Raw genomic sequence first — 11,613 nt, 5'->3', positions numbered from 1 at the left:
TGCCGCCGGCATGCATGCCGGTTTTCTCTTCAAAGGCCATCATGGCGTTCTTCTTCTCCAGACTCGTGCGGCGCAAAGCCAGCGCCTCGCGCTTTTTCTCCGCTGTTGCCGCGTGCGCGTTGTATATGGCGCTGGCCGCCCCGCTACATGCGTTCGCATTGACGACGGCCGACGTCGCACCGCTCGCCGCCGACGACTTCGACGCGAAGTCCGCCGCGATCGACAAGCTGATCGCGATGCACGACGCGCCGTCGCTCGCGCTATTGAAAGCGCTCTCCGAAGACAACGCACTCGCGACCGACTCCGGCGAAGTGCTGATTCAATCGGCCGACGGCGGCGACCACGCCACCGATGCAGTAACCGGTAAAACAGTCGCAGCAGGCGACGCGCAACCGGTCACGCTGAATAACCTGTTGCGCTCGAAAGTCGCGGGCGCGCTCTCGGGCCTGCAGCTCGCCTCGCCGGACCTCGAAACGCGGCGCGCCGCGATCGGCGAGTTGTTGAAAAGCCCCGACATCGCGATGAAGCCGATGATCGACGCGGCACGCGCCAAGGAAACCGACCCGGCCTTGAAACGCCGCCTCGACGTGCTGTGGGCCATGACCGCGCTGCACGACCCCGACGCCGCGAAGCGGCTCGAAGCCGTGCAGCTCGTCGCCGCGCGGCACGATCTCGAGATGAACGAACTGCTGCGCCCGATCGTCGCGAAGAAGCCAGACGGCAGCTTCGCGGAGTCCGATGCACGTGTGCGCGCGGCCGCACAGCAAGGCATCGAGGCGCTCGACGCGATCCAGCGCCGCAGCGAAATCGTGGGCACCGTGTTCGCGGGACTGTCGCTTGGCAGCGTACTGCTGCTCGCGGCGCTCGGCCTCGCGATCACCTATGGCCTGATCGGCGTGATCAATATGGCGCACGGCGAATTCCTGATGATCGGCGCGTACGCCACCTATGTCGTGCAGAACCTGATGCAACGCTACACACCTGGCGCATTCGACTGGTATCCGCTATTCGCGATTCCTGCCTCGTTCGTCGCGGCGGCGCTGGTCGGCATCGTGCTCGAACGGCTCGTGCTCAAGCACCTGTACGGCCGCCCGCTCGAAACGCTGCTCACGACCTTCGGCGTCAGCCTGATCCTGATCCAGGCCACGCGCATGATCTTCGGCGCGCAGAACGTGCAAGTGGTGAACCCGTCGTGGATGAGCGGCGGCGTCACCGTGATGCAGAACCTGATCCTGCCGTACAACCGGCTCGCGATTCTCGCGTTCTCGCTGATCGTGGTCGGCATCGCGTGGGCCGTGCTGACGAAAACGCGTCTCGGCCTGTTCGTGCGCGCCGTCACGCAGAACCGCCGCATGGCCGCATGCGTCGGCGTCAAGACCGCCCTCGTCGACTCGTACGCGTTCGCGTTCGGCGCCGGCATCGCGGGCCTCGGCGGCTGCGCGCTCTCGCAGATCGGCAACGTCGGACCGGACCTCGGCCAGAGCTACATCATCGATTCGTTTATGGCGGTCGTCCTGGGCGGCGTCGGCCAGATCGCCGGCACGGTGCTCGGCGGCTTCGGGCTCGGCCTCGTCAGCAAGACCATCGAGCCGTTCTGGGGCGCGGTGCTCGCGAAGATCGCGGTGCTCGTGCTGATCGTGCTGTTTATCCAGAAGCGTCCGCAGGGCATGTTCGCCCTGAAGGGCCGCAGCGCGGAGGCGTAACGACATGACTTCCGTCACGACTTCCTCACCCGCCGCCGTCGACGCGCGCACCGCGGCGAACGGCACGGCAGGCGACGCCAACCCGGCCGACCTGTCCGGCTTCGCGCTCGGTTTGCCGCCGCGCCCCGCGCTGCTGTCGCGCCGCGCATGGCAGGCGCTGATCGCACTGATGATCGTGATCGGCCTCGGCGTGCCGTTTTCCGCGCTCGTGCTGCCGCAAACGAGCGCGTTCCATCTGTCGGCCTACGCGATGACGATCGCCGGCAAGTTCATGTGCTACGCGATCGCCGCGCTCGCGCTCGATCTCGTCTGGGGCTATTGCGGCATTCTGAGCCTTGGGCACGGCCTCTTCTTCGCGCTCGGCGGCTACGCGATCGGCATGTATCTGATGCGCGCGATCGGCCACGACGGCAAATACGGCAGCGACCTGCCCGACTTCATGGTGTTTCTCGACTGGCATCAACTGCCGTGGTACTGGCAAGGCACGCAGCATCTCGCGTACGCGCTACTGCTCGTCGTGCTCGCGCCGGCCGTGGTCGCGTGGGTGTTCGGCTTCTTCACATTCCGCTCGCGCGTGAAAGGCGTGTACCTGTCGATCATCACGCAGGCGATGACGTTTGCCGCGATGCTGCTGTTCTACCGCAATGAAACCGGCTTCGGCGGGAATAACGGTTTCACCGACTTCAAGCGCATCGCCGGCTTCCCGATCACGCATCCGGGCACGCGCACCGTGCTGTTCCTCATGACGTTCGCCGTGCTCGTGCTGACGTTCATCGGCGCGCGCGCCGTCGTCACGTCGAAGCTCGGCCGCGTGGTCACCGCGGTGCGCGACGGCGAGACGCGGCTGATGTTCCTCGGCTACAGCCCGCTCGCGTACAAGCTTTTCGTATGGACCGTTTCGGCGGTGCTGTGCGGCATCGCGGGCGCGCTGTACGTGCCGCAGGTCGGCATCATCAATCCGGGCGAAATGTCGCCGGGCAATTCGATCGAGATGGCGATCTGGGTCGCGGTCGGCGGACGCGGCACGTTGATCGGCCCGATTATCGGTGCGTTTGCGGTGAACGGCGCGAAGAGCTTCTTTACCGCGCACTTCGCCGAATACTGGCTGTTCTTTCTCGGCGCGATTTTCGTGCTCGTGCCGCTGTTGCTGCCGAACGGCATCATGGGGCTGATCGGAATGCTCACGACGCGCAAGAAGAACCGCCTCTAAGGATCGCATATGAGCCAATACGTTTACGAAGCCGACGCGATCGACGAGCGCGCCTATAGCGGCGTCGCCGGCATGGGCCACGCCGTGACGCCCGGCGAGATCGACATCTCGCACGGCACGATTCTGTATCTCGAAGACGTGACGGTGAGCTTCGACGGCTTTCGCGCGCTGAACGAGCTGACGCTGTCGATCGATGCGGGCGAACTGCGCTGCATCATCGGCCCGAACGGCGCCGGTAAAACCACGATGATGGATGTGATTACCGGCAAGACCGAGCCGGACTCGGGCAAGGTGTTTCTCGGCCAGACGATCGACCTCACGCGTATGAACGAGCCCGAGATCGCGCGCGTCGGCATCGGCCGCAAGTTCCAGAAGCCGACCGTGTTCGAGCAGCACCCGGTCTGGGAAAACCTCGAGCTCGCGATGAAAACCGACAAGGGCTGGTTCGCCTCGCTGCGCGCGCGGCTCGATCGCGCGGCGCAGGCGCGCATCGAGGAAACGCTTGCACTGCTCCGCCTCGAAGGCGAAGCGCGGCGGCCCGCCGGCGAACTGTCGCACGGGCAGAAGCAGCGGCTCGAAATCGGCATGCTGCTGATGCAACAGCCGGCGCTGCTGCTGCTCGACGAACCGGCGGCCGGCATGACCGACGACGAGACGATGCAGCTTGCCGATCTGCTCAACCATCTGCGCGGTACGTGTTCGATGATGGTCGTCGAGCACGATATGGAATTCGTCGCCGCGCTCGCCGGCGATGCAGGCATGGTCACCGTGATGGCCGAAGGCAGCGTGCTCGCGCACGGCACGCTCGATACCGTGAAGAACGACCCGAAGGTGATCGAGTCGTATCTCGGACGCTGAATACGGAGCCCCCCCTACCATGCTCGAAGTCACGAATCTGAACCAGTACTACGGCGGCAGCCATATTCTGCGCAACGTGAAGCTCGAGGTGCCCGACGGCAAGCTGACCGTGCTGCTCGGCCGCAACGGCGTCGGCAAGACCACGCTGCTGCGCTGCCTGATGGGCGTCGTGCCGACGAAAAACGGCTCGATCGCATGGCGCGGCACGCCGCTCACGAAGTTGCCGCCGCACGCGCGGGTCGCGCAAGGACTCGCGTACGTGCCGCAGGGCCGCGACATTTTTCCGCGACTGACCGTCGAAGAGAATCTGCTCGTCGGCGCGGCGAGCCGTAAGGCGCCCAAGCGCATTCCCGAGCGCATCTACGAGCTGTTTCCGGTGCTGAAGGACATGCGTGCGCGCCGCGGCGGCGATCTGTCGGGCGGCCAGCAGCAACAGCTCGCGATCGGACGCGCGCTGATGAGCGAGCCGCAACTGCTGATTCTCGATGAGCCGACCGAAGGCATCCAGCCGTCGATCATTCAGGACATCGGGCGCACGTTGCGGCAGCTCGTCGAAGAAATGGGGCTCACCGTGCTGCTCGTCGAGCAGTATTACGACTTCGCGAAGGCGATTGCGGACCGCTATTGGGTGATGAGCCGCGGCGAGATCATCGCGGGTGGAGACGGCGCGAATATGGATCAGGACGGCGTACGCGCGTTGATCGCCGTTTGAGGCGCACCAACCTGACGTGATACGCTCGCCGCATGTCGCTGCACGAAAACCACGCGGCCCTCGCCGCCGCCGATCCCACCTCGCATGCGCACTGGCGCGCGCGGCTCGAACTCGGCTTCGAAAAGCATCGCGGCGTGCGCACCACGCTCGCGCACCGGCTCCATGAAGGACCGTTGCGCGTGCAACGGCCGCTCTATCCCGAAGGCGACGCAATCTGTCATGCGGTGATCGTGCATCCGCCCGGCGGTATCGCGGGCGGCGACGCGCTCGACATCGACATCGCGCTCGCGGCCGACACGCACGCGGTCCTCACTACGCCCGGCGCAACGAAGTGGTACAAGTCGAACGGCCGTACCGCGCGGCAACGGATCGGCATTCGTGTCGGGCCGCGCGCGAAGCTCGACTGGCTGCCGCAAAACAATATCGTGTTCGACAACGCGCATGCGTCGCTCGATTTCACGCTGTCGCTGGCCGAAGGCGCGAGCGCCATCGGCTGGGATGCCGCGCAACTGGGCAGGCAGGCGGCCGGCGAGCGTTGGAGCGCGGGGCATTTGCGTTCGGTCGCGCGGATCGTCGGACCCGATGGCCAAGCGCTGTGGTTCGAACGCGCACTGATCGCGGCCGATGCCGCGTTGCGCGACGCGCCGCAAGGGCTCGCCGGCTTTCCGGCGTTCGGTACGCTATGGGCTGTCGGCGCCGCGTGCGACGAGACGCTTGCCGAAGCGCTGAGCGCGAAACTGCCGTTCGACGCGACGCTGCGCGCGGGTGCGTCGTGCGTGCGCTGCGAAACGGGCCCGCTTGCGGGCTGCGGCGTGCTGCTGGTTCGCGTGGTGGCGCGCTCGATGGAGCCGCTACAGCGCGCGCTGACGCAATGCTGGATGGACCTGCGGCCGATCGTGCATCGCGTCGAAGCGGCGCCGTTGCGGTTGTGGTCGACGTGAGCGCGGCCCCGTGTTTCGCACCACAACGGAGCACGCGCCCGCGCTATCGCGGTGCACTGCTAGCGCTTTGTGTCGGCAGCGCACCTATGCACCACGATGGCATAGCCCTTGCTCTTAACCGCTCGCGCTGAAACACGACGCCCACCGCCTGCCTTCAACTGATCCGCACTACAACAACCTTCGATGAAGCTGACACCACGCGAGCGAGACAAACTACTGATCTTCACCGCGGCGCTGCTTGCCGAACGTCGCCGCGCGCGCGGCCTCAAGCTCAACTACCCGGAAGCCGTCGCGTACATCACCGCGGCACTGATGGAAGCCGCGCGCGACGGCCGCACCGTCGCCGAAGTCATGCATTACGGCACGACCCTGCTGACGCGCGACGACGTGATGGAAGGCGTGCCCGAGATGATTCCCGACATCCAGGTCGAAGCGACCTTCCCGGACGGCACGAAGCTCGTGACGGTCCACCACCCTATTCCGTGAAGTTGCGAAGGAGCGCGCGATGATTCCCGGCGAACTGATCACCGACGACGGCGAGCACGAGCTCAACGCCGGCCGCACCACCATCACGCTGACCGTAGCGAACACCGGCGACCGGCCGGTGCAGGTCGGCTCGCATTACCACTTTCATGAAGCAAACGCATCGCTCGCGTTCGATCGCGCGGCTGCGCGCGGCTTCCGGCTCAATATCGCGGCGAGCACCGCCGTGCGTTTCGAGCCGGGCCAGGAACGCACGGTCGAACTGGTCGAACTGGCGGGCGAGCGCATCGTGTACGGCTTCAACGGCAAGGTGATGGGCAAGCTCGACCGGCCAATCGAAGTGCCGGCATCGAGCACGACCAACGTCGACGCCTGACGCGTCGACCCGCACCGGATTCAGCACCGCATCCTTTCGGATTCCAGACATGACATTACGCATTGGCCGCCGCGCCTACGCCGAGATGTACGGCCCCACGACGGGCGACCGTGTTCGACTCGCCGACACCGATCTCGTGATCGAAGTCGAACGCGACTTCACCGTTTATGGCGAAGAAGTGAAATTCGGCGGCGGCAAGGTGATTCGCGACGGCATGGGCCAGTCGCAGCGTCTCGCGGCCGACGTGGTCGATACGGTGATCACGAACGCGGTGATACTCGATCACTGGGGCATCGTGAAGGCCGACATCGGCCTCAAGGACGGCCGCATCGCGGCGATCGGCAAGGCCGGCAATCCCGATATCCAGCCGGGCGTGACGATCCCGCTGGGCGCCGCGACCGAAGTGATCGCGGGCGAAGGGCTGATCGTCACCGCGGGCGGCATCGATACGCATATTCACTTCATCAGCCCGCAGCAGATCGACGAAGCGCTCGCGAGCGGCGTGACGACGATGCTCGGCGGCGGCACGGGCCCCGCCACCGGCACGAACGCGACGACCGTGACGCCGGGCCCATGGCATATGGAGCGCATGCTGCAGGCCGCCGACGGCTATCCGATGAACCTCGGCTTTCTCGGCAAGGGCAACGTGAGTCAGCCGGCGCCGGCGCTCGAGCAGATTGCCGCGGGCGCGATCGGCCTCAAGCTGCACGAGGACTGGGGCACGACACCGGCCGCGATCGACAACGCGCTCAGCGTGGCGGACGACACCGACACGCAGGTCGCGATCCACACCGATACGCTGAACGAAGCGGGTTTCGTCGAAGCGACGGTCGCCGCGTTCAAGGGCCGCACGATCCACACGTATCACACCGAAGGCGCGGGCGGCGGCCACGCGCCCGACATCATCAAGGTGTGCGGCGAGGCGAACGTGCTGCCGTCGTCGACGAATCCGACGCGGCCTTACACGGTCAATACGCTCGACGAGCATCTCGACATGCTGATGGTGTGCCATCACCTCGATCCGTCGATTGCCGAAGACATCGCGTTTGCCGAATCGCGGATTCGCCGCGAAACGATCGCCGCCGAAGATATCCTGCACGATCTCGGCGCGCTGTCGATGCTGTCGTCGGATTCGCAGGCGATGGGCCGCGTCGGCGAAGTGATCATCCGCACGTGGCAGACCGCGCACAAGATGAAGGCGCAGCGCGGCGCGCTGCCCGAAGACAACGCACGCAACGACAATTTCCGCGCGAAGCGGTATGTCGCGAAGTACACGATCAATCCGGCGCTCACGCATGGCATTGCGCACGAGGTCGGTTCGATCGAGCCTGGCAAATGGGCGGACCTCGTGCTGTGGGAGCCGGCGTTTTTCGGCATCAAGCCGTCGCTGATCCTGAAAGGCGGCATGATCGCGCTCGCGCAGATGGGCGATCCGAACGCGTCGATTCCGACACCGCAGCCCGTTCACTATCGCGAGATGTTCGCGACGCGCGGCGGCGCGTTGGGGCGTACGTCTTTGACATTCGTGTCGCAGTTGGCGGCCGCGTCCGGTGTGGCGGAACGCTATGGGCTCTCGAAGCGCATCGTCGCGGTGAAAGGCTGTCGCAGCGTGACGAAGGCCGACATGATTCACAATGCGTGGCAGCCGGCTATCAGCGTCGATCCGGAGACGTATCAGGTGATCGCGAACGGCGAGCTGCTGACCTGCGAGCCCGCGAAGGTGCTGCCGATGGCGCAGCGGTATTTTCTTTTCTGACGTATTTGACGTGTATGAGAACGATCGACAAACGCCTCGATGCGCATGTGAAGATCGCACGCGTGCTGGTTACGCGCGCGCCCGGTTTGACCCTGCCGTTCGAAGCGCGTTGCAAGAGCCGTCTTGCTGCAACACTCGACAGCGGTGAAGAAGTCGCGCTTGTGCTGCCGCGCGGCACGGTGTTGCGCGACGGCGATGTGCTCGTTGCCGACGACGGCGGCCTCGTGCGCGTATGCGCGGCTGCGGAAGCCGTGCTGCTCGTGCGCGCACCCGACGCGCTGACGCTGACGCGCGCCGCTTACCACCTCGGTAACCGGCATACGCCGGTTGAAGTGGGCGTCGATTATCTGAAGCTCGAATACGATGCGGTGCTCGCGGACATGTTGACGCGACTCGGTGCGTCGGTCGAACAGGCGTCGCTGCCGTTTCAGCCGGAAACCGGCGCTTATGGCGGCGGACATCGGCATGGGCACGACGAGACGTTTGCCGAGGACTATGCGGTCGCGCAGAAGGTGTTCGACGAGCATCATGGGCATGCGCATTCGCATGAGCACGCGCATGAGCACGCGCATGAGCACGCACATTCGCATGACCATGGACACGCGCATTCGCACTCGCATGATCACGGCCACGATCATGACCACTGCGACGCGTCGTGCTCGCACGGCCACCATCATCATGCGCATCGCTGAACTCACCGCGCTGCTGCATCTCGCGTCGCCGGCGTTGCCGATCGGCGCGTTCAGTTATTCGCAGGGACTCGAAGCGGCCATCGAGGCGCAGTTGGTCACCGATGCCGACAGCGCGCGCGACTGGATCGCAAGCGGGCTCATGAACGTGCTCGCGACGGGCGAATTGCCGTTTCTCGCGCATCAGCTCGAACGCTGGCGTGTACATGACGCTGCAGCGCTCGCCGCGGCCAACAGCGAATTTCTCGCCAGCCGCGAGTCGCTGGAATTGCGGCGCGAAACCGAGCAAATGGGCTGGTCGCTGCGGCAGCTGTGCGCCTCGCTCGAATGGGGCGACGCCGCGCGGCGCGCCACACTCGACGCGATGACGCCGATCGCCCAGCCGAGCGCGTTCGCATTCGCGGCATTCGCACACGATGCCGCTACCGATGCGGCGCTCGCCGCCTATGCATTCGGCTGGGTGGAAAACCAGGCGGCGGCGGCGCTGAAAGCGGTGCCGCTCGGGCAGCTCGCCGGACAGCGGATTATCGTTGCGCTGCGCAGCGCAATCGACGCCGCGGTGACACGCGCGCTAGCGACGTCGCCCGAGGACATCAACACGTTCGCGCCGCAGCTCGGCATTCTGTCGGCGCGCCACGAGTCGCAGTATTCGCGGCTCTTTCGCTCATAGCTATTCGCTCTCGCTCAGAAGGTTTGGAACACCATGAACGCACGCACTCCACGCACGAAGAAACTGCCGCCGCTGCGCGTCGGTGTCGGCGGCCCGGTCGGCTCGGGCAAGACGACGCTGCTCGAAATGCTCTGCAAGGCGATGCGTGACCGCTACGACCTCGTCGCGATTACCAACGACATCTATACGAAGGAAGACCAGCGGCTGCTGACGGTCGCGGGCGCGTTGCCTGCGGAGCGGATCATGGGCGTCGAGACCGGCGGCTGCCCGCACACGGCGATTCGCGAGGATGCATCGATCAATCTCGAAGCGGTCGACCGGATGCTGACGCGCTTTCCCGACGCGGATATCGTGTTTATCGAGTCGGGCGGCGACAATCTGGCGGCCACGTTCAGTCCCGAGCTTTCCGATCTGACGATTTACGTAATCGATGTCGCAGGCGGGGAGAAGATTCCGCGTAAGGGCGGCCCGGGGATTACGAAGTCGGATCTTCTGGTGATCAACAAGACCGACCTCGCGCCGCTGGTGGGCGCGAATCTCGATGTGATGGCTTCCGATGCGAAGAAGATGCGCGGCGAGCGGCCGTTTGTGATGTGCAATCTGAAGGCGCTCGACGGGCTTGATCAGGTGATTTCGTTTATCGAGAAGAAGGGGTTGCTGGTGGTTTGAGCGGGCTGCCTATACATCGTTAGCCAAGCGCCAGCGTCTTCCGACGGCTGACCAGCAGGCAGCCGCACGACGCGCGATGCCCTTCGAGCGCCACGGGCAGACCGTCGAACATCGTCGATGAATCGCCTTCCGCGATCGGATTCACGCCGTGTGCGGCGCAGTCCACGAGGTCCGTTTTTCGGGCGATGGACCGGCCGTCCACCGCATCGGCCTGCGACCCTGTCCTGACATACCCCCCATGCGGGGAAAGCGTATCGCCCACTACGATTATCTGTCGTGCCATATCGGTTGGAACTCGAATACCTGGGTTGTTGCGCGGATCAAAGTGCGAACTGCGTCTTCGGCATGTCAGGCGCGCCGCCGGGCACGTTCGCACGCCCACCCCGTTCCCGACCGTGAGCGACACGCAGACTCTGATGCGATGGCCGTACGGCGGCGTAACTTTCGGGGATCGACTCGCGCCCCTGCAACTGCCCGCCGCTCGATGGTTGCGGCAAAGGGCTGACGGCCTTGGCGGCATCGATCAGCGTCTGCTTGTTGCCGTCCCACTTCGGGAGCGGCGCCGGCGGTAACGGCAGCACCTTGTCGAGATTCGGCAGCTTGAATCGGCCCGGATAGCGTTCGAGCGTGTCACTCAGAACGGTATATCGCTCGGCTCTTGCCTCGTCGATATACCCGATGAGGTTTTCACCGTTGGACAAATCAAAGCCTCGAAACTCGACCGATAACTTCGTCGCGCACTTTGCGCTGCCCAGTTTCACGCCTTCATGGAACGTTCTCAGTGCCCGTGCCTTGTCCTCCGGCGAAAAGTCGCCCGTCTGCAGATAGCCGAGTTCGAATGCCGCGTCTCCATAGCCCTGCGCCAGCGCGCATTCGAGCATCTTCGTGGCGATAGGGCGGTTACCCCAGAAATCGCCGCCCGGATCGTCATAGGTTCCGCCCAGCTTGTCGCCGAACAAGGTCATGGCGACAGGACTGCCCATATCCGCCGCGCGCTGGAAGAACGCGTACGCGGTGGTCGAGTTTCCCCCGGGAATCAGTCCGCTCTGGTGATAGATGCCCATCCGGTGCCATGCATCCGCCACGCCCAGTTGCATCGCTTTCTCGACCCAGCGGACCGCGATCTCCGGATCCTGCTCCGGTACGCCTGGATAGTCGCTCAGAATCAACGAAGCGAGGTTCAGCATCGCCTTCCAGTGATTGCGCCCGGCAGCTTTCGCGTAAAGATCGTAGATCTGCGCCCAGGCTCTGTCCTTGTAGAAGATATTCGGGTCGTCGAGCGCCAGCGCCTGCAAATACCACTGTTCCGCCTGCGGGTCGACCGGCGGCAGTTGCTGGTCCTGGAACACACAGGTGAAACTCTTGCGATGCGGATCGAAAAGCGGCAGTTTCGTATAACGCGGCAAATCGGACATGGTGGCGGTCAGCGAATACGCGAGGTTTGAAAATCGGCGGGTCTGCGTGCAGCAGGCCAAGACCGCGAGGACGACGCCGAACGCAATCAGCAGCCGGCGCACGCGTGAGGTTCGTTCCACTGTTCTCCCCG

13 protein-coding genes are annotated in these 11,613 nt (G+C 64.8%); 11 read left to right on the top strand and 2 right to left on the bottom strand.

The window, feature by feature from the left end:
* Nucleotides 1-125 precede the first annotated feature (125 nt).
* The 11 genes from urtB (at nucleotide 126) to ureG (ending at nucleotide 10,067) form a co-directional block, all read left to right on the top strand.
* On the top strand, nucleotides 126-1,703 hold the full coding sequence (gene urtB, locus BTO02_RS07355) for an urea ABC transporter permease subunit UrtB (RefSeq protein ID WP_232243516.1): 1,578 nt from the start codon (nucleotides 126-128) through the stop codon (nucleotides 1,701-1,703).
* A gap of 4 nt (nucleotides 1,704-1,707) precedes the next feature.
* Nucleotides 1,708-2,913, top strand: coding sequence for an urea ABC transporter permease subunit UrtC (gene urtC / locus BTO02_RS07350; RefSeq protein ID WP_075156489.1), 1,206 nt, complete (start codon nucleotides 1,708-1,710; stop codon nucleotides 2,911-2,913).
* A 9-nt stretch (nucleotides 2,914-2,922) separates the two neighbouring features.
* Nucleotides 2,923-3,771, top strand: a complete 849-nt coding sequence (gene urtD, locus BTO02_RS07345) for an urea ABC transporter ATP-binding protein UrtD (protein WP_075156488.1) — start codon at nucleotides 2,923-2,925, stop codon at nucleotides 3,769-3,771.
* A 19-nt stretch (nucleotides 3,772-3,790) separates the two neighbouring features.
* Complete coding sequence (gene urtE, locus BTO02_RS07340) at nucleotides 3,791-4,483, top strand: urea ABC transporter ATP-binding subunit UrtE (RefSeq protein ID WP_075156487.1); 693 nt, start codon at nucleotides 3,791-3,793, stop codon at nucleotides 4,481-4,483.
* A 32-nt stretch (nucleotides 4,484-4,515) separates the two neighbouring features.
* Nucleotides 4,516-5,424 (top strand): urease accessory protein UreD, encoded by a 909-nt coding sequence (locus BTO02_RS07335; RefSeq protein WP_075156486.1) that lies wholly within the window; start codon nucleotides 4,516-4,518, stop codon nucleotides 5,422-5,424.
* 183 nt (nucleotides 5,425-5,607) lie between these two features.
* The gene (ureA, locus tag BTO02_RS07330) at nucleotides 5,608-5,910 is read left to right on the top strand and encodes an urease subunit gamma (RefSeq protein WP_075156485.1); all 303 of its coding nucleotides are present in this window, start codon (nucleotides 5,608-5,610) and stop codon (nucleotides 5,908-5,910) included.
* 19 nt (nucleotides 5,911-5,929) lie between these two features.
* Complete coding sequence (locus BTO02_RS07325) at nucleotides 5,930-6,283, top strand: urease subunit beta (protein WP_075156484.1); 354 nt, start codon at nucleotides 5,930-5,932, stop codon at nucleotides 6,281-6,283.
* Between the two features lie 49 nt (nucleotides 6,284-6,332).
* Nucleotides 6,333-8,039, top strand: a complete 1,707-nt coding sequence (ureC, locus tag BTO02_RS07320; RefSeq protein ID WP_075156483.1) for an urease subunit alpha — start codon at nucleotides 6,333-6,335, stop codon at nucleotides 8,037-8,039.
* Nucleotides 8,040-8,053: 14 nt separating this feature from the next.
* Entirely contained in the window at nucleotides 8,054-8,731 is a 678-nt protein-coding gene (gene ureE / locus BTO02_RS07315) for an urease accessory protein UreE (protein WP_075156482.1), read from the top strand.
* Nucleotides 8,718-9,398, top strand: coding sequence for an urease accessory protein UreF (locus tag BTO02_RS07310; protein WP_075156481.1), 681 nt, complete (start codon nucleotides 8,718-8,720; stop codon nucleotides 9,396-9,398). The genes ureE and BTO02_RS07310 overlap by 14 nt, the downstream gene beginning before the upstream one ends.
* A gap of 33 nt (nucleotides 9,399-9,431) precedes the next feature.
* Complete coding sequence (ureG, locus tag BTO02_RS07305) at nucleotides 9,432-10,067, top strand: urease accessory protein UreG (protein ID WP_075156480.1); 636 nt, start codon at nucleotides 9,432-9,434, stop codon at nucleotides 10,065-10,067.
* 19 nt (nucleotides 10,068-10,086) lie between these two features.
* Here the strand turns inward: ureG and BTO02_RS07300 are convergent, their stop codons facing one another.
* Nucleotides 10,087-10,350 carry a PAAR domain-containing protein gene (locus BTO02_RS07300; protein ID WP_075156479.1) on the bottom strand — a complete coding sequence of 88 codons (264 nt, stop codon included), beginning with the start codon at nucleotides 10,348-10,350 and terminating at the stop codon, nucleotides 10,087-10,089.
* 37 nt (nucleotides 10,351-10,387) lie between these two features.
* Complete coding sequence (locus BTO02_RS07295; protein ID WP_198039207.1) at nucleotides 10,388-11,602, bottom strand: SEL1-like repeat protein; 1,215 nt, start codon at nucleotides 11,600-11,602, stop codon at nucleotides 10,388-10,390.
* Between the last annotated feature and the right edge of the window lie 11 nt (nucleotides 11,603-11,613).

Source organism: Paraburkholderia sp. SOS3 (assembly GCF_001922345.1).
In the GTDB taxonomy this organism is placed as follows: Bacteria; Pseudomonadota; Gammaproteobacteria; order Burkholderiales; family Burkholderiaceae; genus Paraburkholderia.
The sequence above is the reverse complement of the archived record's forward strand: the minus strand, read 5'-3'. Positions and strand labels throughout refer to the sequence as shown.

Bases quoted from the DNA above. Each gene is read 5' to 3' on its own strand.
- urtB (WP_232243516.1), top strand. From the start codon at position 126: ATGGCGCTGGCCGCCCCGCTACATGCGTTCGCATTGACGACGGCCGAC.
- urtC (WP_075156489.1), top strand. From the start codon at position 1,708: ATGACTTCCGTCACGACTTCCTCACCCGCCGCCGTCGACGCGCGCACC.
- urtD (WP_075156488.1), top strand. From the start codon at position 2,923: ATGAGCCAATACGTTTACGAAGCCGACGCGATCGACGAGCGCGCCTAT.
- urtE (WP_075156487.1), top strand. From the start codon at position 3,791: ATGCTCGAAGTCACGAATCTGAACCAGTACTACGGCGGCAGCCATATT.
- BTO02_RS07335 (WP_075156486.1), top strand. From the start codon at position 4,516: ATGTCGCTGCACGAAAACCACGCGGCCCTCGCCGCCGCCGATCCCACC.
- ureA (WP_075156485.1), top strand. From the start codon at position 5,608: ATGAAGCTGACACCACGCGAGCGAGACAAACTACTGATCTTCACCGCG.
- BTO02_RS07325 (WP_075156484.1), top strand. From the start codon at position 5,930: ATGATTCCCGGCGAACTGATCACCGACGACGGCGAGCACGAGCTCAAC.
- ureC (WP_075156483.1), top strand. From the start codon at position 6,333: ATGACATTACGCATTGGCCGCCGCGCCTACGCCGAGATGTACGGCCCC.
- ureE (WP_075156482.1), top strand. From the start codon at position 8,054: ATGAGAACGATCGACAAACGCCTCGATGCGCATGTGAAGATCGCACGC.
- BTO02_RS07310 (WP_075156481.1), top strand. From the start codon at position 8,718: ATGCGCATCGCTGAACTCACCGCGCTGCTGCATCTCGCGTCGCCGGCG.
- ureG (WP_075156480.1), top strand. From the start codon at position 9,432: ATGAACGCACGCACTCCACGCACGAAGAAACTGCCGCCGCTGCGCGTC.
- BTO02_RS07300 (WP_075156479.1), bottom strand. From the start codon at position 10,350: ATGGCACGACAGATAATCGTAGTGGGCGATACGCTTTCCCCGCATGGG.